Annotated in this window: 20 protein-coding genes and 1 pseudogene; 9 read left to right on the forward strand and 12 right to left on the reverse strand. The window is 66.1% G+C overall.

Going from position 1 to position 25,463, the window contains the following annotated elements; all coding sequences use genetic code 11:
• Positions 1-8: 8 nt before the first annotated feature.
• Positions 9-980, reverse strand: coding sequence for a LysR substrate-binding domain-containing protein (locus ASF16_RS15595; RefSeq protein WP_056168811.1), 972 nt, complete (start codon positions 978-980; stop codon positions 9-11).
• A 153-nt stretch (positions 981-1,133) separates the two neighbouring features.
• On the opposite strand from ASF16_RS15595, the gene ASF16_RS15600 reads away from it, so the two are divergent.
• The 4 genes and pseudogenes from ASF16_RS15600 to ASF16_RS15615 all read left to right on the forward strand — a co-directional run bounded on the left by ASF16_RS15600 (position 1,134) and on the right by ASF16_RS15615 (position 6,432).
• Positions 1,134-2,507 carry a D-serine ammonia-lyase gene (locus ASF16_RS15600; RefSeq protein WP_056169355.1) on the forward strand — a complete coding sequence of 458 codons (1,374 nt, stop codon included), beginning with the start codon at positions 1,134-1,136 and terminating at the stop codon, positions 2,505-2,507.
• A 100-nt stretch (positions 2,508-2,607) separates the two neighbouring features.
• A pseudogene (locus ASF16_RS15605) lies at positions 2,608-3,590 on the forward strand (Bug family tripartite tricarboxylate transporter substrate binding protein).
• A 52-nt stretch (positions 3,591-3,642) separates the two neighbouring features.
• Positions 3,643-5,226: an amidase gene (locus ASF16_RS15610; protein WP_056168815.1), complete on the forward strand. Its 1,584-nt coding sequence runs from the start codon at positions 3,643-3,645 to the stop codon at positions 5,224-5,226.
• Between the two features lie 42 nt (positions 5,227-5,268).
• Complete coding sequence (locus tag ASF16_RS15615; RefSeq protein WP_056169359.1) at positions 5,269-6,432, forward strand: FAD-binding oxidoreductase; 1,164 nt, start codon at positions 5,269-5,271, stop codon at positions 6,430-6,432.
• A 121-nt stretch (positions 6,433-6,553) separates the two neighbouring features.
• Here the strand turns inward: ASF16_RS15615 and ASF16_RS15620 are convergent, their stop codons facing one another.
• From ASF16_RS15620 to ASF16_RS15630, 3 genes are all read right to left on the reverse strand, one after another.
• Complete coding sequence (locus ASF16_RS15620; RefSeq protein WP_056168820.1) at positions 6,554-6,769, reverse strand: YjfB family protein; 216 nt, start codon at positions 6,767-6,769, stop codon at positions 6,554-6,556.
• A gap of 168 nt (positions 6,770-6,937) precedes the next feature.
• Positions 6,938-8,353 carry a dihydrolipoyl dehydrogenase gene (locus ASF16_RS15625; protein WP_056168823.1) on the reverse strand — a complete coding sequence of 472 codons (1,416 nt, stop codon included), beginning with the start codon at positions 8,351-8,353 and terminating at the stop codon, positions 6,938-6,940.
• An 86-nt stretch (positions 8,354-8,439) separates the two neighbouring features.
• Positions 8,440-9,027: a YigZ family protein gene (locus ASF16_RS15630; protein ID WP_056168827.1), complete on the reverse strand. Its 588-nt coding sequence runs from the start codon at positions 9,025-9,027 to the stop codon at positions 8,440-8,442.
• Positions 9,028-9,364: 337 nt separating this feature from the next.
• Between ASF16_RS15630 and ASF16_RS15635 the strand changes: the two genes are divergently transcribed.
• Positions 9,365-9,556: a hypothetical protein gene (locus ASF16_RS15635; RefSeq protein WP_056168829.1), complete on the forward strand. Its 192-nt coding sequence runs from the start codon at positions 9,365-9,367 to the stop codon at positions 9,554-9,556.
• Between the two features lie 37 nt (positions 9,557-9,593).
• On the opposite strand, the gene ASF16_RS15640 is transcribed toward ASF16_RS15635, so the two are convergent.
• Positions 9,594-10,118 carry a GNAT family N-acetyltransferase gene (locus ASF16_RS15640; RefSeq protein WP_056168832.1) on the reverse strand — a complete coding sequence of 175 codons (525 nt, stop codon included), beginning with the start codon at positions 10,116-10,118 and terminating at the stop codon, positions 9,594-9,596.
• 75 nt (positions 10,119-10,193) lie between these two features.
• On the reverse strand, positions 10,194-11,123 hold the full coding sequence (locus ASF16_RS15645; RefSeq protein ID WP_056168835.1) for a bifunctional helix-turn-helix transcriptional regulator/GNAT family N-acetyltransferase: 930 nt from the start codon (positions 11,121-11,123) through the stop codon (positions 10,194-10,196).
• A gap of 259 nt (positions 11,124-11,382) precedes the next feature.
• Here ASF16_RS15645 and ASF16_RS15650 point away from each other — a divergent pair, with 259 nt between their 5' ends.
• The gene (locus tag ASF16_RS15650) at positions 11,383-13,806 is read left to right on the forward strand and encodes a YgiQ family radical SAM protein (RefSeq protein ID WP_056168838.1); all 2,424 of its coding nucleotides are present in this window, start codon (positions 11,383-11,385) and stop codon (positions 13,804-13,806) included.
• Here ASF16_RS15650 and ASF16_RS15655 read toward each other — a convergent pair.
• The 4 genes from ASF16_RS15655 to ASF16_RS15670 all read right to left on the reverse strand — a co-directional run bounded on the left by ASF16_RS15655 (position 13,790) and on the right by ASF16_RS15670 (position 18,926).
• A complete protein-coding gene (locus ASF16_RS15655; protein WP_235507389.1) occupies positions 13,790-16,303 on the reverse strand; it encodes an EAL domain-containing protein in 2,514 nt (837 codons plus the stop codon). The genes ASF16_RS15650 and ASF16_RS15655 overlap by 17 nt on opposite strands.
• Before the next feature lie 314 nt (positions 16,304-16,617).
• On the reverse strand, positions 16,618-17,085 hold the full coding sequence (locus ASF16_RS15660; RefSeq protein ID WP_056169365.1) for a hypothetical protein: 468 nt from the start codon (positions 17,083-17,085) through the stop codon (positions 16,618-16,620).
• 186 nt (positions 17,086-17,271) lie between these two features.
• Complete coding sequence (locus ASF16_RS15665) at positions 17,272-17,997, reverse strand: cold shock and DUF1294 domain-containing protein (RefSeq protein WP_056168840.1); 726 nt, start codon at positions 17,995-17,997, stop codon at positions 17,272-17,274.
• A gap of 14 nt (positions 17,998-18,011) precedes the next feature.
• Positions 18,012-18,926, reverse strand: a complete 915-nt coding sequence (locus tag ASF16_RS15670; RefSeq protein ID WP_056168844.1) for a CoA transferase — start codon at positions 18,924-18,926, stop codon at positions 18,012-18,014.
• Between the two features lie 157 nt (positions 18,927-19,083).
• On the opposite strand from ASF16_RS15670, the gene ygiD reads away from it, so the two are divergent.
• A complete protein-coding gene (gene ygiD, locus ASF16_RS15675) occupies positions 19,084-19,989 on the forward strand; it encodes a 4,5-DOPA dioxygenase extradiol (protein WP_056168847.1) in 906 nt (301 codons plus the stop codon).
• Between the two features lie 506 nt (positions 19,990-20,495).
• The gene (locus tag ASF16_RS15680) at positions 20,496-21,314 is read left to right on the forward strand and encodes a CHASE3 domain-containing protein (RefSeq protein ID WP_156372086.1); all 819 of its coding nucleotides are present in this window, start codon (positions 20,496-20,498) and stop codon (positions 21,312-21,314) included.
• A 32-nt stretch (positions 21,315-21,346) separates the two neighbouring features.
• Here the strand turns inward: ASF16_RS15680 and ASF16_RS15685 are convergent, their stop codons facing one another.
• Both ASF16_RS15685 and ASF16_RS15690 read right to left on the reverse strand, forming a co-directional pair.
• Positions 21,347-21,934 (reverse strand): nucleotidyltransferase family protein, encoded by a 588-nt coding sequence (locus tag ASF16_RS15685; protein ID WP_235507390.1) that lies wholly within the window; start codon positions 21,932-21,934, stop codon positions 21,347-21,349.
• A 34-nt stretch (positions 21,935-21,968) separates the two neighbouring features.
• Positions 21,969-23,165, reverse strand: a complete 1,197-nt coding sequence (locus ASF16_RS15690) for an amino acid aminotransferase (protein WP_056168856.1) — start codon at positions 23,163-23,165, stop codon at positions 21,969-21,971.
• A 105-nt stretch (positions 23,166-23,270) separates the two neighbouring features.
• On the opposite strand from ASF16_RS15690, the gene uvrB reads away from it, so the two are divergent.
• Entirely contained in the window at positions 23,271-25,361 is a 2,091-nt protein-coding gene (gene uvrB / locus ASF16_RS15695; protein WP_056168858.1) for an excinuclease ABC subunit UvrB, read from the forward strand.
• Positions 25,362-25,463 lie beyond the last annotated feature (102 nt).

Consider the following 25,463-nt stretch of genomic DNA (forward strand, 5'->3'; position numbering starts at 1 on the left):
ATACGCTCCTACCGCTCGCCCATATTGATTTTTATGCTATTAAAAGTGGAGCGACGCTCCTCGCAAAACCGCTGCGCCTCGTCCACCAGCCACTCCCGCACCTGGTCCATCGCCGGGCTGGGGTGTGCGGTGGTCACAAACGAATATGCCGCACGCGACAACACGCTCTGGGCCAACACAGGCACCAGACGCCCGGCCTTCACGTCCTGCACCACCAGCGCGGCTCGGCCCATCGCGATGCCCTGGCCGGCCAGGGCCGCGCCCAGCGCCAGTTGCGACAGGTTGAACTGCTGACCACCCGCCCAGGGTGGTGGCGCGGCGCCCACTTGGGTGAACCAGTGCTGCCACTCTTCGTAGGTGTCCGCGCCGTCCCAGGCGCTGCTGTCGTGCAGCAGCCAGTCGCCCTGCAGGTCCCCTGGCGTGGTGATGGGCGGGTTGCGGGCTAGGAAGGCGGGGCTGGCCACCGGGATGAGCCATTCGTCCAGGAACACGGTGGCGCTCAGGTCGCGGTAGCCACCCAGGTCGAAGCGCACGGCAGCCTCGATGCCGTCTCGCACCATGCGGGTGCGGTCCAGCGTGTGGAACTCCCCGAAAACGCGCAGACCCAGGCTCGGATACTGCCGAAAGAACTCACCCAGCCGGGGTGTGAGCCAGCTCATGGCGAACGACGGCGAGCAGCTGAGCGTGGCGGTGGCGGACTCCGGCGGCTGGCGCATCTGGGCGAGGGTGCTTTCGATGGCGGTGAAGCTCTCGCGCAGCACTACGGCCAGCCATTGGCCCTCGGGCGTGGGCACCAGGGCGCGCGGGGTGCGCAGGAATAGCGGGCGGCGCAGCCAGTCTTCGAGCTGCTTGACCTGCTGGCTGACCGCCCCCTGGGTGATGCACAGCTCTGCCGCCGCCTTGGTAAAGCTGCCGTGGCGGGCGGCTGCATCAAAGCTGCGCAGCCAGGCGAGCAGAGAGGGAGAAAGTCGAATGTCCATTACTTTGGCTAATGTCTTCGTCACTATAAATGCGTTGTGACAAGCGAGTGACAGGCGAAGAATGCTGCAGTGCGTGGGCCCGGGGTGCGACAAGCACCTGCCCGCCCACGGTGTGCCACTGCCGCCCAAACATCTATGTCCGAAACCGAATACATGGTCGAACCGTCAGTCCTAAAGGGAATCGATCCGCTGCTATCGACCCACCTGCGCCAGGCCCAGCCTTGCCTGTGGACCAACCCGGTGCGGCTGTTGCAGGCGCCTGCATCCCTTCAGGCACTGGGTCGCACCATTAGTTTGAATGATACGCGGGAGGCTGCGGCGCGGTTCCATCGCTTCGAAGGTTTGCTGGCGCAGGTGTTTCCCGAGTTGGCAGGCACGGGCGGGGTCGTTGAATCTGCCGTGCTGCCTGCCGCAGCGCTGCAGCCAGCATTGGGCATTGGGCCTGACCAAGGTCGGTTGTTCATCAAGGCGGACCACAGTTTGCCGGTGGCCGGATCGATCAAGGCCCGGGGAGGCATGCACGAGGTGCTGGAGTTTGCGGAGGGGCTGGCGCTGCAGCACGGCCTGGTGCAGCCGGGTGGTGACTACTGCGCGCTGGCCACCCCGCAGGCGCGCGCGGTGCTGGGCCGCTACCAGGTGGCGGTGGGCTCCACCGGCAACCTGGGGCTGAGCATTGGCGTGGTGGCGTCGGCCTTGGGCTTCAGGGCCGCGGTGCACATGTCGGCCGATGCCAAGGAATGGAAGAAAGAGCGCCTGCGCCAACGTGGCGTGCAGGTGGTGGAGCATGCCGGCGACTACGAGCGCGCCGTGGCTGTCGGCCGTGCGCAGGCGGGCAGCGACCCGCTGTGCCACTTTGTCGACGACGAGCAATCTTTCTCGCTGCTGCTGGGCTACAGCGCAGCGGCCCTGCACCTGCCCGCGCAACTGGCAGAGCAGGGCATCGTGGTGGACGCCGGGCACCCGCTCATCGTGTACCTGCCTTGCGGCGTGGGCGGCGCTCCTGCAGGGATTGCGTTTGGCCTGCGGCAGGTGCTGGGGCCGCATGTGCATTGTTACTTTGCCGAGCCGGTGCAGTCGCCGTGCTTCATGGTGCAGATGCTGGCGGATCAGGCCACGCAGTCGGTTGGTGGCCAGGCGCACCCCTCGGTCTACGACTGGGGCCTCACCAACCAGACCGAGGCCGACGGCCTGGCCGTGCCCCGCGCGTCCCTGCTGGCGGCGCAGTTGATGGGGCCGCTGCTGTCGGGCGTGTTTACCGTGGCAGACGACACCTTGTTTGCCCACCTGGTGCAGGTGCTGGATGCACTGGGCGAGCGGATCGAGCCCTCGGCGGCAGCGGGCTTCAGTGGCCCGGGCATGTTGACCGGCACCGACGCGGGCCAGGCCTGGCTGCACCGCACAGGCGTGGGCGCAGCGCTGCCCAACGCCACCCATCTGGTCTGGACGACGGGCGGGCTGCTGGTGCCCGATGCGCAGTACCAGGGCTTTGTGCAGCGCGGGCGGGCCCTGCTGGCCGCCCGTGGCTGACGCTGTTCGCGCCCGCCCATTGCACTGACATCCCGCCTTCGCACCCCATCGAATCCGTCCCGACAACCCCTTGAATCCCTTGACCTTTGAAGAGAACGCCATGAACCGCAAGAAGCTGCTTTTGTCTGCCGTGATCTGTGCCCTGGGGGCGCTGCGTGGGCCCCCGCCATGGCGCAAGACGGTCCTTTCCCTGCCAAGCCGATCACGCTCGTGATCCCGTTTCCGCCGGGTGGCGCCACCGACGTGCTGGGCCGGCTGATCGGCAAGAAGATGGGCGACCTGCTGGGGCAAAGCGTGGTCATCGACAACCGCGCGGGGGCCGGCACCACCATCGGTGCCAGTGCCGTGGCCAAGGCGGCGCCCGACGGCTACACGCTGCTGATGAGCTCGGGCACCACCTTCACCGTGAACCCCGCGGTGCGCCCCAAGCTGCCGTACGACCCGGTCAAGAGCTTCGAGCCCATCGGCATCGCCGGGCGCACCAGCCTGATCCTGCTGGCCAACAAGGACGTGCCGGCGGCGGACGTGAAGCAGTTCGTGGCGCTGGTCAAGGCCGCGCCCGACAAGTATTCGTACGGCTCGTTCGGCGCAGGCACCACCTCGCAGTTTGCGGGTGAGATGTTCTTCCACGCGGCGGCGCTCAAGATCCAGCACGTGCCCTACAAGGGCAGCGCACCGGCCATGACGGACCTGATGGGCGGGCAGATTCCGCTCACGGTCGACACCGTGTCGGCCGCGCTGCCGCAGCTCAAGGACGGCAAGATCAAGGCCATTGCCGTCACCGCCGGCAAGCGGTCGGCCCTGCTGCCCAAGGTGCCCACGCTGGCCGAAAGCGGCTACCCAGGCCTGGAGATGGACACATGGCTGGCCATGGTGGCACCGCGGGGCCTGCCGCCCGCGGTCAAATCGCGGCTGGAGCTGACCCTGGCGCAGGTCGGGTCAGACCCGGACACCCGCAACCGGATGATCGCCGTGGGGTTCGAACCCGCCTATGCTTCGTCCAAGGCGGTGGCTGAGCTGATCGACAAGGAGCTGCCGCTGATGCGGGCCATTGCCCAGCGCGCCAGCATCACCGCAGACTGAACCTGCCCCTCAAAGAGTCAACAGATCAACAAGTCAAGGAGACAAGCCTGACATGACCCCCCAGAGCACCCACACCCCCCAGCGCACCCAGAGCACCCTGGTCGAGCTGACCGCCAACGAACTGCGCCACCGCATCGGCACCCGCGAGGTATCGCCCGTCGAGCTGCTCGATGCCTGCATCGAGCGCATCGAGGCCCTCAACCCCCATGTGAACGCCATCACCGCCACCTGCTACGACCGTGCCCGCACCGAGGCCCAGGCCGCCGAGCAGGCCGTGCTGCGCGGCGAGCCGCTGGGCCTGCTGCACGGCCTGCCGCTGGGCGTGAAGGACCTGGAGGCCACGGCCGGGCTGCTGACAACCTACGGATCGGAGATCTACCGCAGCAACATCCCGGCCGAAGACAATGTGCTGGTGGCCCGGCTGCGCGCGGCGGGCGCCATCGTCACCGGCAAGACCAACATCCCGGAAATGGGTGCGGGCGCCAATTCGCGCAACACGGTGTGGGGTGCCACCGGCAACCCGTTCAACCCCAACCTGAACGCAGGCGGCTCCTCGGGCGGCTCGGCCGCGGCGCTGGCCTGCGACATGCTGCCCGTGTGCACGGGGTCGGACACAGGGGGCTCGCTGCGCATTCCGGCGGCCAAATGCGGCGTGGTGGGTTTTCGGCCATCGCCCGGCGTGGTGCCCAGCTCGCGCAAGCTGTTGGCCTTCACGCCCATCTCGGTGGTGGGCCCCATGGGCCGCACGGTCGAAGAGGCCTGCCTGCAGCTGGCCGCCACGGCCGGGCTGTCGGCCGGCGACCCGCTGACCTACCCGCTCGACCCGATGAGCTTTCTGCTGCCCGAAGGTGTGGACCTGGGCGGCTTGCGCGTGGCGTACACCGAAGACTTCGGCGCCTGCGCCGTGGACGACGGCATTCGCGCCGTGTTCCGCCGCAAGGTGCAGGCCATGAAGCACTTGTTTGGCAGATGCGACGCCATTGATGTGGACCTGGGCGACGTGCACCGCTGCTTCGACGTGCTGCGCGCCGAGGCTTTCGTGGCCAGCACGCGCGAGGCGTATGAGCGCGACCCCGCCAGCCTGGGACCCAACACCCGCGCCAACTACGAACTGGGCGCCACCATGACGCTGCTCGACAGCGCCTGGGCCCAGGCCGAGCAGACGCGCATCCTGGCGCGGTTCCAGAAGCTGTACGAGCACTACGATGTAATTCTGGCGCCGACAACGCCGGTGTCGCCGTTTGCGTGGACCCATCTGTACGCGAGCCACATCAACGGCGAGCCGCAGGCCAACTACTACCGCTGGCTGGCGCTGACCTATGTGACCACGCTGACCACCCACCCGGCGCTCAGCCTGCCATGCGGGCTGGACGACGCGGGCATGCCGTTCGGCCTGCAGATCGTCGGGCGTTTCAGGGCAGACCGGCACACGCTGGGCGTGGGGCACGCGCTGGAGCAGGCGTTCAAGGGTATCCCGGGGTTGGCGCGGCCGCGCCCCGACCTGTTCAAGCTGCAGGGCGCGCAGGCCGAGCCCGCGCTGACTTCCATCGTGACCGGTGCGCCCGACCCGCGGGACGCGCGCAGCCTGCCGCGCGAAGACCGGGTGGCGTCACAGGGCGCGGTGTCGGCTGTGTGACCAGCGCCAGTGCACCAGGATGAAGGCAACGAAGGACAGGCCATGGACTCTGTGACATACGACCATGTGGTGATCGGTGCGGGCATTGCCGGTGCCTCCGTGGCCTGGCAACTGGCGGCCGCGGCCACCAGCGCAGGCGATGCGGACGCGGCAACCCGTGTGCTGCTGCTGGAGCGCGAATCGCAGCCCGGCTACCACACCACCGGGCGGTCGGCCGCGCTGTACATGGCGACTTACGGCACGCCCAACATCCAGGCGCTGACCCGCGCGAGCCGCGGGTTCTACGACGCGCCGCCGCCCGAGTTTGGCGACACGCCCATCCTGTCGCCGCGGGGCGTGGTGTACGTTGCGGGGCCCGGACAGCTCGACCTGCTGCAGCAGGCCTACGACGACGCCCGCGCAGCGTCGCCCAATGTCGAGTGGGTCGACCACGCGGCGCTGATGGCGCTGCTGCCCTGTTTGAAGCCGGACGCCGTGGCGGCCGGCATGAGCGAGCCCGAAGCGGCCGACATCGACGTGCACGCCCTGCACCGGGGCTACCTGCGCGGCCTGCGCCAGCGCGGCGGGCAGGTGCTGACAAGCGCCGAAGTCACGGCCCTGGCCTGGGTGGGCGAGATCTGGCACATCACCCTGGCCGATGGCCGCACGCTGCAAGCCCGAGCCATCGTGAACGCCGCCGGGGCCTGGGCCGATGTGGTGGCCGCTCTGGCGGGCGTGCCGCCCATCGGCCTGGAGCCGCGCCGCCGCACGGCTTTCACCTTTGCCGTGCCAGAGGGCATGGACGCCAGCAACTGGCCTGCGGTGATCGGTATCGACGAAAGCTTTTACTTCAAGCCCGACGCCGGCCAACTGCTGGGCTCGCCTGCCAATGCCGACCCCACGCACCCGCACGATGTGGTGCCCGAAGAGCTGGACGTCGCCACCGGCATCTATCACATCGAAGAAATGACACGGTTCCAGATTCGCCGCCCGTCGCACACCTGGGCGGGCTTGCGCTCGTTCGTGCCGGACGGCGACATGGTGATCGGCTGGGACAACCACGTGCCGCGCTTCTTCTGGCTGGCAGGGCAGGGCGGCTACGGCATCCAGAGCGCGGCGGGCGCATCGCTGCTGGCGTGCCAGCTGCTGCGCGGGGAGCCGCTGGGCGATGAATTGGTGCGTGAGGGGGTGGTGCCGGAGGCGCTGTCGCCTGCGCGGCTGCGGTAGCGAAGGACCGGGGGCCGGGCGCGTTTGGCGCTAGCTCAGGCAGCGGGCGCCCCGGGCTGTGCACAGCGCCCTACCGGCCGCATTGCGCCGAAAACCCGCAGCGGCCGACTGCTGCCAGCGCTCAGGCGAAGGTATTGACCTGCGTGCCCAGCGTGCCAGATGTGGCCAGCGTCGGCTGGGGCATGGACTGCTGCATGGCGTCCAGCAGCGTGGAGGCGGATACGGCCTGTATGTCCAGCGCTTTCTTCAGCACCACCATGTTCAGGGCGTCCGATGTCTTGGCACTGGCCAGGGAGGTGGCGGTGCTGACGATGCTGTTGGCGAGTGCGACGTCCATGGCGGTTCCTTCGGTTGATGGTTCCGTATCGGCAGGTCAGGCCGAGACTTGAGGCCTGTTACCTTGTGTGACACCCTGGCCCCGCAGCTTGGAGCGGATAACAAAACTCAGCGAAGCGGTTCTTGCCAGGCGCTGCGTCGCAGGCACTAATAATTTTGTGAGCCCCTCTCAGTCGAGCGCAGGCACGCCCAGACCGCCACATGTGGCCAGGTCGGACGCCGATCCGTCCGGCAACTGGCGCGCCACATCCCGCAGGGCCGTGCGCAGGCCTTCCTCCAGCGTGGGGTGATAGATAGGCATCCCCAGTAGGCACTGCACGGTGAGCTCCCGATGGATGGCGAGCGCCAGCAGGTGTGCCAGGTGCTCGCCGTCGGGTGCGCACAGCTCGGCACCCAGCAGGCGGCCGGTGATCTTGTCGGCATGGACGAGCAGCCGCCCGTGGTTGTGCAGGGCAGCCCGGGCGCGGCCCTGGTCGGCAAAGCCCACGGTGCCCGTCACGGTGTGGGTTGGGTCGAGGTCTTCCAGGCGCTGGCCCACAGTGGCAATGTTAGGGTCGCAGAACACGATGGCCAGCGGGGTGCGGCGCTGGAACCGCGTGGGCGTGTCGGCCATGGTGTTCATGCCGGCGATGTGGCCTTCGTCCGCGGCCTCGTGCAGCAGCGGAACCTGCGTGTTGGCGTCGCCGGGCATGAACACCCGCAGGCTGCCGACCTGCAGCGTTTTCGGGTCGACCTGCGGCAGGCCGCGCTTGTCGAGCGGTACCCCCAGGGTATCCAGCCCCAGGTGTTCGATGTTGGGAGTGCGCCCCATGGCGGCTATCACCTGGTCCACCACCACCCGGTTCGGGCCGCTGGACACCTCGATGCCGCCGGCCACCTCGCGCAACTGAGCGGGTTCGCCGGTGTGCAGCACCATGTCTTTCTTGAGTAGCGCGGCCAGTTCTTCATTGAGGCCGGGGTCGCTCAGCCCCGCCAGCGTGTCGCCCGTGCTGAATGCGGCCACCTGCAGGCCCAGCCGCGCCAGCGCCTGCGACAGCTCCACGCCGATGGCTCCCATGCCGACCACGGCGATCCGCGGGCCCAGTGTGGCTTGTTCGAACAGCGTGTCGGTGGTCAGCATGCGGTCGCCGAAGGCGAGCCATTCCTCGGGTACCTTGGGGCGCGATCCGGTGGCGATGACGATGCTCTTGGCCTGGTAGACCTTGCCGTCGATGTCCACCGTGCCGGGCCCCAGCAGCGTGGCGCGGCCCGAGATGCTGGCGTGGCCCAGGTTGTCGGTGGCTTTCATCACGCCGGCCACGAAGTCGTCGCGCAGGGCGCGCACACGCTGCAATACGGCGGGAATGTCGGCGCTCAGCGCATCGCCACCGCGTATCCCGAATTCTTCGAACGCATGGCGGCGGTGGAAGGCGTTGGCGGCTTCGATGAGGGTCTTGGACGGCATGCACCCCACGCGGGCACAAGTGGTGCCCCAGGGGCCGTCGTTCACGATGAGGTAGCGGCTCGTGCGTTTGCGCACTTCGCGCAGGGCAGCCAGGCCGGCGGTACCGGCGCCAATGATGATGGTGTCGAGCGGTTCGCTCATGGGGTGGGCTCCTTGGCAAACCTTGGTGCGGGGAGTGTGCGGTAGTGTGACGCCGGTGGGTGTAGGAGCACAGGCATTTGTGGCGCTTACGCGTCCAGCCATCCCACGCGGCCTTGGCCGATGTCGTTGATGCGCCGCACAAAGGCGGCTGCCTGTATCTCCGGCAGCCGCAACTGCAGGGTGACCAGCGAGCCGTGGCCGACCTCGCCCAGCTCGGCGGCTGCGGCCTCGATCTCGCGGCGCAGCAGGCCTTCGAGTGCATAGGGCACCTGGCACTGCAGCGTCGCCATGCGCTGCAACGGCACCTTGGGCGCAGTGAGCAGAGCCTGTGCTACAGCATCGGTGTAGGCCCGTACGAGGCCGCCAGCGCCCAGCTTCACGCCGCCGAAGTAACGCACCACGGTGGCCAGCACGCCCTCCAGGTCCTGGTGGCGCAACACGTCCAGCATGGGGCGCCCGGCGGTGCCGCTCGGCTCGCCGTCATCCACCGCGGCAGACTGCCCGCCCGCCAGCAGCGCCCAGCAGATGTGCGCCGCGCCGGGATGTTGCTGCCACAGGGCATTCACGGCGGCCTGCGCGCTGGCCCGGTCGGCCATCGGTTGCACGCACCCGATGAAGCGGCTTTTCTTGATGGTGATGTCGCTGTGCGTAGGCGAAGCCAGGGTGTAAGGCATGGGGCGCCGAGTTTACGGCGCGGGGGGCCGCGCCGCTTCCCCGACGAGCGACCGACCTGCGCCGACCCACGCCGACCTGTGCGCGTTTGTGGAACGGACGCAACACCCAAGCGCCTGTTCGGCCTTGCTGGTAACACAGAGCCACGGAGTGTGCGTTTGGTCACACGGGAATATGGCGTCTGTTCCTACACTTTGTTTTTGTGGCGGCGATCTAAGCTCGCGCTACAGTTTTCGAAGCAGTCACACTTAGTTCTCAACTTTCAACGTTGCTTGACGAAAGCGGATATGTCGACCTCGGTGTCGGCACTCAGCCCACCGACGGAACAAAGGAACCGCCATGTTCGCCATTCCCCTCATCGCCCCTTTGCACGAAACCCTGACCAGCCATGTGTTCGGCAGGTTCATGTCTCGCTCCGCGCAAAGCGCTGCTAGCGATGCGGTCATGGCATCACCCCTGGTGGGCGAGTCGGTGTTCGACGACACGGTGCCCGATCTGGCCCAACGGGTGCGCGAAACCGGCGAGTGGTAAGCCGATGGTCGGTGCATGTGCCGCCGTGGCTTCGCGCCTAAGCACCCTCGGCCAGCGTGCGTGACATCACCACGCTGGTGTAGTTGGTCAGCGGCCTCCAGTCGCACTCGCCCACCACGCGGTAGCCCCAAGATTCATACATCGCAATCAGTGTCGAAGCAGGCTGGGCCGTATCCAGGCCCATGACGCTGGCACCTGCCTGCTGCGCAAACGCGGTGGCGTAGGTGTGCAATTGCTTGCCATACCCCCGTCCCTTGGCGTCGGGCGAAATGCAGAACTGGCAAAACGTCCAGACACCGGGATCGCGGTACAGCGCCACCGGCGACTCCCGCTGCGGTGGCCGCAAGGTGATGGTCCCTACGTACTTGTTTCCTTCCAGCATCACCAATCCGCGGCCGGACGCATAGCGCTTGGCCGTGTCCTCCACCGACTGGTGCGTGCCCCAGTAGCGCAGACCCTGCGCGCCGTGGGGCGCATAGGCCGAGTGGATGAGGTGGGTCAGTTGCTGCAGGTCATCGCTGGCGCTGACGGGGCGGATGAGGATTTCAGTGCTGGCGGTCATTGGGTGAAAGGGCGGAAAGCCTTGGCGCGATGATGGCATGCGGCTGGCGGGCACAAGCCGCGACCCAGCCTTGGCTCAGAGCTTGAGCTCCCAATGCTCCCCGACCAACTGCTGCCCGAACCCTTCGTAGGGCTCTGACTTGACCCGCGTGAAGCCGCGTTTGCCGTAAATGCCACGGGCCGCTGCGAGGCAGCTGTTGGTCCACAGCACCATCTTCTTGTAGCCCTTGGCGCGGGCAAAGGCAATGCACTCGTCGGTCAGGCGTGCGCCCAGGCCCAGCCCGCGGGCCTGGGGCGACAGGATCAGCATGCGCAGCTGCGCCACGGTAGGGGACTTGCGCACCACGAACACGGCGCCCACGCGCTCGCCGTCGAGCTCGGCGATCCAGCAGCGCTCCCACTGGGGCTGGAACTTGGTCACGAACTGCGCGGCGATGTCGGCCACCAGTGCCTCGAAGCGGGCGTCCCAGCCGTACTCGCGCCAGTAGATATCGCCATGCTGTTGCACCACCCAGCCCATGTCGCCCGGCACGGGGTCGCGCAGGACGACCACCTTGGCGGCGGGGGCGCTGCTGGTTGGTTCCAGCACGGCCTCGATGCGCTGCATGGCGTCGACCACCTCCTGGCGCCGGGCCGGGGGCAGGGGGGCGAGCAGGGCGGCGGCTTCGTCACGCGATCGCTGCTGCAGCGGCTCGAAGGCATCGCGCCCTGCGGCAGTCAAGACCAACACGCTCTGGCGCGCGTCCCGGGCGCTGGGGCTGCGGCTGATCCAGCCCGCCGCTTCAAAACGACGCAGGATGCGGCTCAGGTAGCCCCCGTCCAGGCCCAGGTCCCGCGCCAGTTCGCTGGCCACCAGGCCATCGCGGTGGGCCAGCTCGTACAGCACGCGCACATCGGTCAGCGACAGGTCGCTGCCCAGGAAGGGGTCCAGCACACCCACGCGGCGGGTAAAAAACCGGTTGAACCGGCGCACGGCTTTCACGGCCTCCGGGCCTACCGGGGGCATGGTTGCGGCAGGCGGCGTGGGCGCAGCACCTGCAGAAGAGGTGCCTGCCTTGGACGTATTTGCGCTCATGGTTGCCTTTGTCATTTAATTGATTGACTGAGGCAAGTATATGCCTGATGTAGATCAAGCCTGTCAGCGCCAGGGGGAAGTGCTTTCAGGGCGACAAAAAGTGCCCACTCACGTAAAATCGCGGGTTACCCACCACAGCCGCGCCCCACGAGGCCCCATCGCACATGGGCTGGCCGCGCTCCCCATCTGAATGAACGCCCCCGTCGACGTCTCCTTTTTTGCGCGCGCCGCAAAGCCATTGACCAGCTACCGCCCGTACTGGGCCAAGCGCTTTGGCACGGCCCCGTTCTTGCCGATGAGCCGCGCCGAGATGGACAAGCTGGGCTGGGACAGCTGCGACATCATCCTCGTCACGGGCGACGCATATGTCGACCACCCGAGCTTCGGCATGTCCGTCATCGGCCGCACGCTGGAGGCCCAGGGCTTTCGCGTGGGCATCATCGCCCAGCCTGATTGGCAGAGCGCCGAGCCCTTCAAGGTGCTGGGCAAACCCAACCTGTTCTGGGGCGTGACGGCAGGCAACATGGATTCGATGATCAACCGGTACACCGCCGACCGGAAGATCCGCAGCGACGACGCCTACACCCCCGGCGACATCGGCGGCAAGCGTCCCGACCGCGCCGCCATCGTGTACAGCCAGCGCTGCCGCGAGGCCTACAAGGACGTGCCCATCATCCTGGGCGGCATCGAAGGCAGCCTGCGCCGGATTGCCCACTACGACTACTGGAGCGACAAGGTCCGCCGCTCCATCGTGGTGGACGCCAAGTGCGACCTGCTGCTGTACGGCAACGCCGAGCGCGCCCTGGTCGAAGTGGCGCACCGCATCGCGGCGCGCGAGCCGGTCGAGACCATCACCGACGTGCGTGGCACCGCCTTCGTGCGCCGGCCTGACGACGAGACGGGCAAGGGCTGGTTCGAGATCGACTCCACCAGCGTGGACGAACCCGGCCGCGTGGAGGCGCACGTCAACCCCTACATGACGACCAGCGAGCAGGCCGCCGCGCAGGGCAGCACCTGCAGCAAGGACGATGCTCCTGATTCGATAGCTGCTGGCGCAGGCGCAGCAAGCGGTAGCGGCCAAAACAGCCCCAATCCTGCGATCCAGCCCATCCAGTTCGTCGCCAACCCGGCGCTCAAGGCCAAGCTCAAGGTGCCGCCGCGCGACAAGAGCGTGATCCGCCTGCCCAGCTACGAGCAGGTCAAGAGCGACCCGGTGCTGTACGCCCACGCCAACCGCGTGTTGCACCTGGAGACCAACCCCGGCAACGCCCGTGCCCTGGTGCAGGCCCATGGCGAGGGCGTGACCGCCCGCGACGTATGGATCAACCCGCCGCCCATCCCGCTGACCACGGCCGAGATGGACTACGTGTTCGACCTGCACTACGCGCGCGGCCCGCACCCGAGCTACGCCGACGAGAACGGCAGCCACGACCACGGCACCAAGATCCCCGCGTGGGAGATGATCCGCTTCAGCGTGAACATCATGCGCGGCTGCTTTGGCGGCTGCACCTTCTGCTCCATCACCGAGCATGAAGGCCGCATCATCCAAAGCCGCTCCGAGGATTCCATCATCCAGGAGATCGAGGACATCCGCGACAAGGTGAGCGGCTTCACCGGCACCATCAGCGATCTGGGCGGCCCCACGGCCAACATGTACCGCCTGGGCTGCAAGAGCCCCGAGATCGAGGCCGCCTGCCGCAAGCCCAGCTGCGTGTACCCCGGCATCTGCTCCAACCTGGGCACCAACCACGACCCGCTGATCAAGATCTACCGCCGCGGCCGTGCCTTGAAGGGCATCAAAAAGATCCTGATCGGCTCGGGCCTGCGCTACGACCTGGCCGTGAAGAGTCCCGAGTACGTGAAGGAGCTGGTGCAGCACCACGTGGGCGGCTACCTCAAGATCGCGCCCGAGCACACCGAGCAGGGCCCGCTCACCAAGATGATGAAGCCGGGCATCGGCAGCTATGACAAGTTCAAGCAGATGTTCGAGAAGTTCAGCGAAGAGGCGGGCAAGAAGCAGTTCCTGATCCCGTACTTCATCGCCGCGCACCCGGGCACCAGCGACGAGGACATGATGAACCTCGCCATCTGGCTCAAAAAGAACGGTTTCCGCGCCGACCAGGTGCAGACCTTCTACCCGAGCCCCATGGCCACGGCCACAGCCATGTACCACAGCAACAAGAACCCGCTGCGCAAGATCACGCGCGACAGCGAGGCGGTGGACATCGTGCGTGGCGACAAGCGCCGCCGCCTGCACAAGGCCTTTTTGCGCTACCACGACCCGAACAACTGGCCCCTGCTGCGCGATGCGCTCAAAGCCATGGGCCGGGCCGATTTGATCGGCAATGGCAAGCACCATTTGATCCCGACCTTCCAGCCGCTGACTGATGGCGGCTACCAGAGCGCCCGCCGCAAGAATTCGACCCCCACCGGCGCCAAGGCTGCCGTGGTGCCCGCATCGCGCAGCGTGCAGCAGCCGACCAAGGGCCGCATTCTGACGCAGCACACGGGCCTGCCGCCGCGTGTGACGGGCTCTGGTACGGCGCCCGCAGGCCGGCCTGCACCCTCTGGTGCAGGCAAGGGCAACGGCAAGGCATTCAAGAAAGCCCGGTAGGCGCCGCCGTCCCCAGCAATTGCTCCAGCGGCACGGGCTTGGCCACCGCGTAGCCCTGGGCATAGTCCACGCCGATGGTGCGCAACGCATCCACGATGGCGTCGGACTCGGCAAACTCGGCAATCGTCTCTTTGCCCATCACGTGGCCGATGCGGTGGACCATCTCCACCATGGCGCGGCTGGTCGGGTCGTGCAGCAGGTCCTTCACGAAGGCACCGTCGATCTTGAGGTAGTTGACCGGCAGGTGCTTGAGGTAGGTGAACGACGACATGCCGGCACCAAAATCATCCAGTGCGAACCGGCACCCGAGCTGCTGCAGCTCTTTCATCAGGCGCACTGCGTTGGGCAGGTGCGATATGGCGCTGGTTTCGGTGATCTCAAAGCACAGCAGCGCGCGGTCGAGCCCCGACTCGGTGAGGGCGGTGCGGATGTACTTAAGCAGGCTGTCGTCCCCCAGGCTGGTGCCTGAGAGGTTGATGGCGCAGGTGTGCAGCGCCCGCGCACCGGGCGTGCGCTGGTGGCGGGCCAGTGCCTGCAGCGTGTGGCGGATGACCCAGCGGTCGATGGACGGCATCATCCCGTAGTGCTCGGCGGCCGGAATGAAGGTGCCTGGCGACACCAGCTCGCCGTTTTCTTCGCGCAGGCGCAGCAACACCTCCATGTGCAAGCCTTCGTCGCCCCGGGTCTGCAGCGCACGGATGGTCTGGGCGTGCAACTGGAATTGCCCATGCTCCAGTGCCAGGCGCAGGCGCCTCACCCAGTCCATGTCGCCTTCGCGCCGGGTCATCTCGATGTCTTCGGGCTGGTAGATAAACACGCGGTTGCGCCCGCCTTCCTTGGCGCGGTAGCAGGCCATGTCGGCCACGCGCATGGCCTCCTGGATGGAGGTGAGCGCAGGGATGAGTTGCACCATGCCGATGGACAGGCCGGTGGTCAGTTGCTCGCCCTCCCACGTCAGGCGCAGGTCCTGGCCGGCCTGGCGCAGCTGTTCGGCAATGCGTGCCGAGGGCCCCGCGGGGCAGTCTTTCAGCAGGATGCCGAACTCGTCGCCACCCAGCCTTGCGAGGGTGTCGCCATCGCGCAGGTGGCTTTGCAGCATGCGGCAGACCTCCCGCAGCATCTCGTCGCCGGCCTGGTGGCCGCAGGTGTCGTTGATGAGCTTGAATTGGTCCATGTCTACGTACAGCAGCGACCCCTCGCGGCCCGGCTGGCGTGGGCGGTGGAGCAGGGCTTCCAGGCGCAGTTCGAACTCGCGCCGGTTCACCAAGCCGGTCAGTGCGTCGTGGCTCGCCTGCCAGGACAGTTGCTCCACGTACTGCTGCTCGCGCGTGACGTCGTGCAGCACCAGCACTGCGCCGGTCACCGTGCCATGCTGGCGCAAGGCAGAGGCCATGAGCTTGGTGGGCACCACCGTCTGGTCGGGCCGCACGATGGTGTGGTGGTGGGAGGGGTCTTGCAGGGGGCCATGGGTGCCTTCGCTGGCGTCCCCGCCATCGTCGCTATGTCTATTGCGGTAGTCGTTTCCGTAGTCGTTGCTGGGGGTGGCCAGGATGTCTGCTACCAAGGTGGCGGCAGTCGCCGCGCTGCGCCCGTCGCTGTCGAATTTCAGGACATCTTCGAGTGGCCGCCCGGCAGCCTGCGATGCAGCATGCCCCAGCAGATGTTCCGCCGCGGGGTTCATGTAGACGATTTGGCCATGGACGTTGGTGGTGATCACTGCGTCGCCGATGGCCGTGAGCGTGGTGCGCGCCTGTTCGCGCTCGGCGCTCAGGGCGCGCTCGGCGCGGCGGCGCTGGGTGAGCAGGGTGTGGGTGTGCCATAGCGTCAACACAATCAACGTGGCCGCCATGCCGCCGTTGAGCCACATCAGCAGCAGCACGATGCGGCGCGAGCTGTTGCCCAGCGCCTCGCTGAACCCGCGGGCAACGGGGGTCACGCCGGCGTTGATGTCGCGGATCGTGGCTTGCCAGTGCACCCGGGTGATCTCGTCCACCTGGCCCAGCTCGGTCTCGTGGCGGATCTCGTGCGACAAATCGCGCAGCGCGCTGATGTATTCGTCGCCCACCAGCCAGAACGCCAACGGCTTTTGCACGATGTCGAATTGGTGGAAGTACCGCAGCAGCCAGATCAGGCTGTCGATATCGTCCGGGTGGTTGCCGCCGCGCGCAAAACCTTCGCGTGCCAACGCCACCTGCACCTGTCCCGGCTGCAAGGCCAGGCGGGCCGCGCGATCACCCAAAGGGACTTCCATCGCCTGCGTGAAGCTGTCGAAAGCATGGGGCGATCCGTTGGCGGCGTATTGACCCAGGTAGTAGATGGCATCTTTTTGCCCTTTGGTCCACAGGCTCTCGCCAGCCACGAAGGCCCGCACGGTGGACAGCACATACAGGCTGGCCGTGGCGCAGGCGGCCAGCAGCAGCACCATCGCAATGAAGGGCCAGTTCAGCCGCAACGTCAGCTGCAGGGGACTTCGCTCACCGGACTGCAATGCATCCATCGATTGATCTCCCACCGGGTGCCAAGGCGCCTAGGCTTTTGTGCGGCCACCTCGCGCGAGGGGCCTGGGCCATGCAGGCGCCACCTTCCGAAGGCTCACTGGCGCAAGGGCACCGCCAGGAGGTATCAACGCACTATATAGCGATCATCCGGCAAATGCATGCAAAGCGTGGCGCCGGCCAGCGTGATCTGCGCGCAGCCGAGGCAACGCGTGGGGGCCCAAAGAAAAAGCCCAGGGCAGGTTGTCTGCGCTGGGCCGGTGCGTGAGGTTTGAAAGCGCTTGCCTTCGCCCCACGGGGTGGAATGCAATAAGTCTTACGGCGACGGCGAAGCGGCGCGCGTGCCCACCACCACGGACTGCTGGTCATCCGGCAGGGCCGGCGTGACCAGGTCTTCGATGATGAACGTGCGGTAGTAAAAGGCAGCCACCGCGCCCTCCGGGGTGATGGCGGACACCAGCGCATCTGCGTTGTCCTTGTCGTCCATTTTCACCAGCATGCCGTGGTGGCCGGTGCCGGCCAGGTCGGCAATGCGGCGGACCATGTCGCCTTCGGCGCCGACGGAGGGCAGGGGTGCATCGGCTGTGCCCAGGGTGCGCACGATGTCCTGCAGGATGACATCGGGGCTCGCATAGGCTGCATCGCCCGTATGGCCAGCAGCCTGCAAGGCCGCAGCAGCCTGGCGCACGCAGTCCTCGTCTGGGAACAGCGCAAATACGTGGCCGGTGGGGTAGAAGGTACCGCCCATGTTGGTCATGGACGAATCAAGAATCAGAGGTTTCATGGCCATCTCCCGGTGGTGTTGGAACTCTCTGGATTGAAACCGGGCGCGGGTGCAGGCCGTGTAGGTCGGTGGGCCTTTTTGCCGTCAGCAGGCTGTTTTTTGAGATGAAAATCGCCTCTCCCGCTTGATGTGTAAGCGCCAGCAGCTATTAATTGTGTAGCAATGCACCACGGCACACGGTGGCAGCTAGCGTCCTACCCCGGCGATCCATGCCACCAGTGCCGCGCAGTGCACCACCACGGTCACCCAGTAGACGGCGCGGAAATCCTGCTTGCTCGACTTGTGCCGCATGGCCTGTTGGGCCAGCCACGCGGCAGGCCAACCACCCGCCAGGCCGAGCAGGTGCAGGTGGCTTTCCGCGGTGCGCCAGCGCCCGTCGATGGCTGCGCTCTTGTCGGCTGCGTAGGCCCAGAATGTGATGGCGTTGACTGCCACCGCAGCGGCCAGCGTCGGTGCCAGTGGCAGCTGGCGCGTCCAGATACCCCAGGCCAGCAGGGCAAGCCATCCGAAGGTCAGCAGTAGCGCCAGGCTGCCGGATGCCGGGCTGCCCGCAGCCTCCCGTGGTCGGCGTCGCCGTGGGCTCCGAGGGGCCCGCGCTGTGTGGCCCACATGGCTGCGCTGATGTTGATGTTGCTGCTGATGCGGTGCGGCGCGGCCGCGGGATGGCTCGTCGCGCGCAGTGCGGGCGCTCGCAGCCCATGGCTCCGTCGCTGTCGGTTGTACCGCCATGGCCCGCGGTCCCTTGCCGCCGACGTGGATCTCTTCGTACTGGACGGCCAGGCCTTCACGGGGTGGAGCGCTGCCACGAAAGTCGCGCACATGAAAGAACACATCGGCCGACGTACCGGGGCTGCGGATGAAGCCGAAAGCGCGCGTGGCGTCCCAGCGGATGACGGTGCCTTGCTTTTGCATCGGGTGTCGGTGCCTCAGGCCAGGGTGTGCAGCGGAATGTCCTGCGCAGCCGCCAGCGTATCGAGCTGCGCACGCGTCTGGCTGAGCAGGAACCGGGCTACCGCCTGGTGCGTAGCTGCGGCGCGCAGCACGTCGGCATCGCCCATCGCGGGCAGGCCTGCGGCGGCACACAGGCGGGCGGCAAAGTGTGGCTCCAGCGCAGCCACTGCCACGCGGCCATCGGCACAGGGGTAGATGCGGTAGCCCGCGTGGTGGCCGCCCACGTCACCGTCAGGCGTGGTCAGCCCCCAGTCGCGGGGTTGGGCCAGCCATGCGGCAGCGTCGGCCAGCGCGACTTCGATGCACACGCCGCTGCCGGTGTGGGCGCGCTCCAGCAGTGCCTGCAGCACGGCTTCGCTGGCCATTAGCGCACCGCCCATGTCGGCGTAGAGGGTGGGGGGCATCTCGGTGCCTGTCACCAGCCCGGCGTCGGCCAGGTAGGTGAGGTCGTGGCCCGGCTCCTCGGCCCGTTCGGCCGCGGCGCCCACGATGCGCACCAGCGACAGGCGCGGGTAGCGCGCCTGCAGCGCATCCCATGCCAAGCCCAGCTTGGCCAGCGCCGACGGCCGAAAGGAGGTGATCAGCACATCGGTGCGCACCAGCTCTTCATGCAGCGCTGCCTGCCCTTCAGGCGTCTTGAGGTGGGCCTGCACCACCCGCACGCCCGCATGCAGCGTGGCGTAGGCGGCGGGGCTGTAGATGCCCATGGGGTCGGCGCTGGGTTGGCCGGGCGCGGGAGGTGGTTCCAGCTTGGTGCACTCTGCGCCCAGGTGGGCGCAGCGCATCAGTGCAGCGGGGCCGGGAAGGTTGAGCGCCAGGCTCAGGATGCGGGTGTTGCGAAGCGGCTGGGGCCGGGTGGCGGCCTGTGGCGTCACGGTGGAAACAGTCATGGATGGCATGGCGGTAGCGTTGGGTGGCACAGGGCGCCGGCGGTGGGGCAGGGCACCCCAGGCCGAAACCGGTTGGAACTTTTGGCAGCGGCAAGCGCTCCCTCCAGCGTTATACATAATTTGTTACGCTTCCTGACCCATGCAACGCAGAACTTCAATGGCCGCCCTGGCCGGCCTGGCCACATTTCCGGGAGCTTTCTCCATGACATCTTTGAGCCATGCCGCCGCATTGCCCCAGTTGCAGGCCTTGAAGCCGTCGCCACGCATGCCCGTGCTGTTCGTAGGCCACGGAAGCCCCATGAATGCAATCGAAGACAACGCCTGGCGCCGCAGCTGGCAGGCCACGGGCACTGAGCTGATGGCGCGCGCGGTGCAGCCGCAGCTCATTCTGTGCGTGTCGGCCCACTGGCTCACGCGGGGCGGCTGGCAGGTCACCGGCATGGCGCAGCCCAAGACGATTCATGATTTCGGCGGCTTTCCGCAGGCGCTGTTCGACCAGCAGTACCCCGCACCGGGTGCGCCTGTGGTGGCGCGCAGTATTGCCCAAGAGTTGAAGTCGCCGGCCACGGGCGCAGCGCTGGGTGTGGACGAGGGCGAATGGGGGCTCGACCACGGCACGTGGTCAGTCCTCAAGCCCATGTTCCCCAAAGCGAACATTCCGGTGCTGCAGCTGTCCATGGACTACAGCCGAGCTCCGGCCGAGCACTACGCGCTGGGCCAGCAACTCAAAGGCCTGCGCGACCGCGGCGTGTTGATTGTCGGCAGCGGCAACATCGTGCACAACCTGCGCGCATCGCGCCGCGGCTCTGCCGCCAACGAGGCCTACGACTGGGCCACCGAATTCGACACGGTGGTGCAGGACCAGATCAGGAAGGGCCAGCTGGGAGCCCTGCAGGACTTTCAGAAGCTGGGCGCTGTGGCCCAGCAGGCGCACCCTACGCACGAGCACTATCTGCCTCTGCTGTACGCAGCGGGCGCGGTGGAGTCCAGCGAGATGCCGCGGTTTTTCAACACGGGCTACCAGTCGGCGTCGATCTCGATGCGGTCGGTGTGGTGGGGTTGAGCGGTCAGGTGCGTAGGGGCGGGCGGCGTGGCGCGCAACCGCCCAGGGCGACGGTCTTCGAAGCCTGGCTGTAGCGAGCGCTGCGTACGTCCCATGCTGAAGGGCAACGCCTTCCATCGGCACTGAGGCTCAGAACCCGGGGTGGATGGCTGTCCAATTGCCCTGGCGGGCAATACCATCATTGACGCCTCGAACTTGGCTCTACGGACGTTGCCGAGGCGTCCATATAGCCAGAACGCAGTACGGGCACGGGCTCGCTCGGCTGGGCTCGGTTCGGCTCCATATCCAGCTTTCAACCGTTCGTTCAGATCACGCGTTCCCCAGGGCCCCGCTTTCACATCTGCACGCTAGGACTCCATGCCTCCCGGTCATCGGCAAAGCACATTGAGCTACCGGTCCATGGCTACGCTGCCGGGACTACAAGGCGTCAGGTTGACAGCCGACCCGCCGGCCCTGCGGGCCGCCATATCGTGCATTCAGCAGTGTTGATCTGCAGCGTCGAATGGATGGCTGCGGACCTTGGCGTCACCCTTTTCTTTGCCTTTACCTCTACCGATCACGCCATGCCTCTTCAGCTGCCACAGTCTTCCGCAGTGCGTGGCCTGGCACGTTCGTTGATGCGTTCATTCGCCAAGCCCTTGCGCAAACTTGGCAGCTTGCGCAGCCGCCGCCTCAAGGTTCCTCCCCGCCGCGTGATGGTGTGGTCGGTTTTCTCGGCATTGCCGATGACCATGGTGGTGCTGCTGGGAACCTACCTTTCCTATCATTTCCACGAGCAATTGGTGCAGAGCCGTTCTCAGGTGGACTACACCCACAGGGTCCTGGGCGAGGTCAACCAGCTGTTCATCCTGCTGCAGGACGCCGAGACCGGCCAGCGCGGCTTCGTCATCACAGGAGACGACAGTTATCTCGATCCCTACCAACAGGCGGTCGAGGCCGCCGGGCCGACGTTTGCGCGCCTCAGACAGCTGCTGGTGGGCAGCGCGATTCAGAACTCTCAGATGGACCGGCTCGAGGTGTTGATCGATGACAAGCTCGGTGAACTGCGCGAGGTGATCGCACTGCGTCGCCAGGATGGCTTTGCCTCCGCAGGAACGAGGATCGCCATGGGCCAAGGCAAGCAGCTCATGGACGCCGTGCGCGCTGAAGTACAGGAAGTAGTGCGCACCGAAAAGTCGCTGCTGAACCAACGGCAGGAGGTCGCCAAGCTGCGGGAGCGTGAGTTGATGAAGGTGGGCATGTATGTGGCCGCCCTGTCCATCTTGATGCGCATTGTGCTGGCCATCACGTTGGTGCAGTTGCGCAAGCGCCGCGTGCTGGCCTGATCAGCGCCCTGTAAAGGGCTTGCGTTGCCGGATCATGGAGCGCCCTTGCTGGCTGCGGTGGACTTGGCTGCCGTGCCTTGAATGGTAAGCCAATGCCACCGGTCGCGGTAGCTTGAGGCCTTGGCTTCAAAAAGCGGCAGGTGCGGACACAGAGGGTTGGGCCGCAAAGTGCCCGCGTAAAGTTCCGCCAGCCCATAGGGCGCATACAGCATCGGCAAGGCTGGCGTTGCGCCCGGTTGCAGGCCCACACAGGTGCACGGCACCAGAAACCGCTCGATGCCGGCGCGCGACGACTGCAGTGCGTCGTAGGGAAACCCGAACCATTGCTCGTACCAAAGATGCACCCGGGCCTGGTTCTTGGCTTCCACCGTGATCGGCAGGTCCGAAAACAGGGCAGTGACGCGGGCCTGCACGCTATGTTCCGCGTCCTCCGACAGGTCTGCAGCGTCGAAGTAGAACAGGTCGTAGTCCTTGATGTGCGCAGTGGACGCCCACCCGGAGCGCAGGTTCCATACCGTCTGGAACAGGCAGCCCGCGACCAGCCAGGCATCCGGCAGGCCCAGAAGTGGCAAACGCTCCAGAATGGCCGCGTTGTGCGGGTTCTGGAGCGCTTCGGTCACAAAGCGGCGCTCGAGCGCCGCTCCCGTATCCAACTCAGACCACCTTGGCAATCGACTGGCAGACGTAGTCGATGTTCTTGCTGTTCAGCGCAGCCACGCACATGCGGCCGGTATCGGTACCGTACACGCCGAACTCATTGCGCAGGCGGACCATCTGGTCCTTGGAGAGGCCCGAGTAACTGAACATGCCTATTTGCGTTGTGATGAAGCTCATGTCCTGCTTCACGCCGGCGGCCTTCAGGCCGTCGACCAGCTTCTGGCGCATGGCCTTGATGCGCACGCGCATTTCGGACAGTTCTTTCTCCCACAGTGCGCGCAACTCGGGGTTGTTCAGGACCGCAGCCACCACCGCACCACCGTGGATGGGTGGGTTGGAGTAGTTGGTGCGGATGACGATCTTGAGCTGGCTCAGCACGCGGGAGGCTTCTTCCTTGTCCGTGCACAGCACCGACAGGCCGCCCACGCGCTCGCCGTACAGGCTGAAGCTCTTGGAGAACGAGGTGGACACGAAGAACGTGAGGCCGGCGGCTACGAACTTCTGGATCACGGCGCCGTCTTCGGCAATGCCGTGGCCAAAGCCCTGGTAGGCCATGTCGAGGAATGGCGTGAGGTTCTTGGCCTTGACGGCGGCAACCACTTGGTCCCACTGCTCGGGGGTGATGTCGTAGCCGGTGGGGTTGTGGCAGCAGGCGTGCAGCACGACGATGGTGCCGGCAGCGGCGGCGTTCAGGCTGGCCAGGAAGCCTTCGAAGTTCACGCCGCGCTTGGCAGCGTCGTAGTAAGCGTAGGTGTCAACTTCGAAGCCGGCGTTGGTGAACAGGGCGCGGTGGTTTTCCCAGCTGGGGTCGGAAATCAGTACCTTGGCGTTGGGGCTGACCTTCTTCAAGAAGTCAGCGCCGATCTTCAGGCCGCCGGTGCCGCCGATGGCCTGCACGGTGGCCACGCGGCCGGACGTGACTGGTTCGCTGTCGGCGCCGAACACCAGGCTCTTGACGGCGTTGTCATACGCCACGATGCCGTCGATGGGCAGGTAGCCGCGGGCGGTGGGGGCGGACATCATGGTCTTTTCTGCGGCCTGCACGCACTGCAGCAGGGGCAGCTTGCCGTTGTCGTCGAAATAAACGCCGACGCCCAGGTTGACCTTGTTGGGGTTGGTGTCAGCGTTGAATTGCTCGTTGAGGCCCAGGATGGGGTCGCGGGGGGCCATTTCGACGGCGGTGAACAGAGACATGAAAATCCTTGAAAGGTTGTCAGTAGCGAAGAATCCAGGCGTGGTGTACTGTGCCGGGTTCCGCCGATTTTAACGGCCTGCCCACACTACTCGTTGACTGCACCCATGCCGGATATCACACAGGTCATAACGGAAAAGCAAGACGGCGAATTCGTCAGCTTTCCCGATTCACCCTTCGAGCTGTTCCAGCCGTACCCGCCTGCGGGCGACCAGCCCGAGGCCATTGCCAAGCTGGTCGAGGGCCTGAACGACGGCGAAGCCTTCCAGACCCTGCTGGGCGTGACGGGCTCGGGCAAGACTTTCACCATGGCCAACGTCATCGCCCGTATGGGGCGCCCGGCCATCATCTTTGCGCCCAACAAGACGCTGGCCGCGCAGTTGTACAGCGAGTTTCGCGAGTTCTTCCCCAAGAACGCCGTCGAGTACTTCGTGAGCTACTACGACTACTACCAGCCCGAAGCTTACGTGCCGCAGCGCGACCTGTTCATCGAGAAGGACAGCGCGATCAACGAGCACATCGAGCAGATGCGGCTGTCTTGCACCAAGAGCCTGATGGAGCGGCGCGATGTGGTCATCGTGGCCACTGTGTCGGCCATCTACGGCATCGGCGAGCCCGAGAGCTACCACCGCATGGTGATGACGCTGCGCGTGGGCGACAAGCTGGGCCAGCGCGACGTGATCGCGCAGCTGATCCGCATGCAGTACCAGCGCAACGAGGCCGATTTTTCACGCGGCAAGTTCCGCGTGCGGGGCGACACGATCGACGTGTTTCCGGCCGAGCACTCCGAGCTGGCGATCCGGATCGAGCTTTTTGACGACGAAGTGGAGAGCCTGCAGCTGTTCGACCCCTTGACCGGCCGCGTCAAGCAAAAGATACCGCGCTTCACGGTGTATCCCAGCAGCCACTACGTCACACCACGTGACAAGGTGCTCACCGCTGTGGAGACCATCAAGCTGGAGCTGGCCGAACGCCTGCAGCAACTGTTGGCCGACGGCAAGCTGGTGGAGGCGCAGCGGCTGGAGCAGCGTACCCGGTTCGATCTGGAGATGCTCAGCGAAGTAGGGCACTGCAAGGGCATCGAGAACTACACGCGCCATTTGTCCGGCTCGCCGCCGGGCAGCCCGCCCAGCACGCTGACGGACTACATGCCCAAGGATGCGCTGATGTTTCTGGACGAGAGCCACCAGATGATCGGGCAGCTCAACGCCATGTACAGCGGCGACCGGTCGCGCAAGACCACGCTGGTGGAGTATGGCTTTCGGCTTCCGTCGGCTCTGGACAACCGGCCGCTCAAGTTCGAGGAATTCGAGCAGCGCATGCGCCAGGCGATCTTTGTGACGGCCACTCCCGCGGAGTACGAACGCACGCATTCCGGGCAGATCGTGGACCAGGTGGTGCGTCCGACCGGGCTGGTGGACCCGCAGGTCGAAGTGCGCCCGGCCACCCACCAAGTGGATGATGTGCTGCAAGAAATACGCATTCGCGTCGAAAAGCGTGAAAGAGTACTCATCACCACGCTGACCAAGCGGATGGCGGAGCAGCTGACGGACTACCTGACCGACAACGGCGTGAAGGTGCGCTACCTGCACAGCGATGTGGACACGGTCGAGCGCGTCGAGATCATCCGGGACCTGCGCCTGGGCGCTTTCGACGTGCTGGTGGGCATCAACCTGCTGCGGGAGGGGCTGGACATCCCGGAGGTGTCTCTGGTGGCCATTCTGGATGCCGACAAGGAAGGGTTCTTGCGTGCCGAGCGCAGCCTGATCCAGACCATCGGCCGCGCAGCGCGCAATTTGAACGGCAGAGCCATCCTGTATGCCGACCGAATCACCGAGTCCATGAAAAAAGCCATGGGCGAGACGGAACGACGCCGCATCAAGCAGATCGCACACAACGAGGAACACGGAATCACTCCGCGCAGCATTGTCAAGCGGGTAAGAGACCTGATTGACGGCGTGTACAGCGAAAAAGCCGGCAAGGATGCCGAGCGGCTGGAGCAGGAAGCCATGCGGCGCGCGCAGGTGGAGGACATGTCCGAGAAGGACGTGGCGCGCGAGATCAAGCGGCTGGAAAAGCTCATGCTGGAGCACGCGCGCAACCTGGAATTCGAGCAAGCTGCCCGCGTGCGGGACCAGCTCACGAAGCTCAAGGACCAGGCATTTGGTGCGCACGGGAACGATTCGGTGGCCTTGTGAATGGGCGTTGAAAGCGCCGGGTAAGACATCACTGATCAAATTGCGACCAGTTGGTTTTTTATCCCGACCAATTCGATAGGGATTTGTGTTATACTTGCACAA

The organism is Acidovorax sp. Leaf78, assembly GCF_001422735.1.
Lineage (GTDB): Bacteria > Pseudomonadota > Gammaproteobacteria > Burkholderiales > Burkholderiaceae_C > Acidovorax.

Coding starts and splice junctions, on each gene's coding strand:
- ASF16_RS15610 (WP_056168815.1), top strand. CDS start 3,643: ATGACCCCCCAGAGCACCCACACCCCCCAGCGCACCCAGAGCACCCTG.
- ASF16_RS15650 (WP_056168838.1), top strand. CDS start 11,383: ATGAACGCCCCCGTCGACGTCTCCTTTTTTGCGCGCGCCGCAAAGCCA.
- ASF16_RS15655 (WP_235507389.1), bottom strand. CDS start 16,303: ATGGATGCATTGCAGTCCGGTGAGCGAAGTCCCCTGCAGCTGACGTTG.
- ASF16_RS15690 (WP_056168856.1), bottom strand. CDS start 23,165: ATGTCTCTGTTCACCGCCGTCGAAATGGCCCCCCGCGACCCCATCCTG.
- ASF16_RS15665 (WP_056168840.1), bottom strand. CDS start 17,997: ATGCAAAAGCAAGGCACCGTCATCCGCTGGGACGCCACGCGCGCTTTC.
- ASF16_RS15670 (WP_056168844.1), bottom strand. CDS start 18,926: ATGACTGTTTCCACCGTGACGCCACAGGCCGCCACCCGGCCCCAGCCG.
- ASF16_RS15645 (WP_056168835.1), bottom strand. CDS start 11,123: ATGCCCCCGGTAGGCCCGGAGGCCGTGAAAGCCGTGCGCCGGTTCAAC.
- ASF16_RS15600 (WP_056169355.1), top strand. CDS start 1,134: ATGGTCGAACCGTCAGTCCTAAAGGGAATCGATCCGCTGCTATCGACC.
- ASF16_RS15630 (WP_056168827.1), bottom strand. CDS start 9,027: ATGCCTTACACCCTGGCTTCGCCTACGCACAGCGACATCACCATCAAG.
- ASF16_RS15615 (WP_056169359.1), top strand. CDS start 5,269: ATGGACTCTGTGACATACGACCATGTGGTGATCGGTGCGGGCATTGCC.
- ASF16_RS15625 (WP_056168823.1), bottom strand. CDS start 8,353: ATGAGCGAACCGCTCGACACCATCATCATTGGCGCCGGTACCGCCGGC.
- ASF16_RS15595 (WP_056168811.1), bottom strand. CDS start 980: ATGGACATTCGACTTTCTCCCTCTCTGCTCGCCTGGCTGCGCAGCTTT.
- ASF16_RS15640 (WP_056168832.1), bottom strand. CDS start 10,118: ATGACCGCCAGCACTGAAATCCTCATCCGCCCCGTCAGCGCCAGCGAT.
- ASF16_RS15635 (WP_056168829.1), top strand. CDS start 9,365: ATGTTCGCCATTCCCCTCATCGCCCCTTTGCACGAAACCCTGACCAGC.
- ASF16_RS15660 (WP_056169365.1), bottom strand. CDS start 17,085: ATGAAACCTCTGATTCTTGATTCGTCCATGACCAACATGGGCGGTACC.
- ygiD (WP_056168847.1), top strand. CDS start 19,084: ATGGCCGCCCTGGCCGGCCTGGCCACATTTCCGGGAGCTTTCTCCATG.
- ASF16_RS15620 (WP_056168820.1), bottom strand. CDS start 6,769: ATGGACGTCGCACTCGCCAACAGCATCGTCAGCACCGCCACCTCCCTG.
- uvrB (WP_056168858.1), top strand. CDS start 23,271: ATGCCGGATATCACACAGGTCATAACGGAAAAGCAAGACGGCGAATTC.
- ASF16_RS15680 (WP_156372086.1), top strand. CDS start 20,496: ATGGCTGCGGACCTTGGCGTCACCCTTTTCTTTGCCTTTACCTCTACC.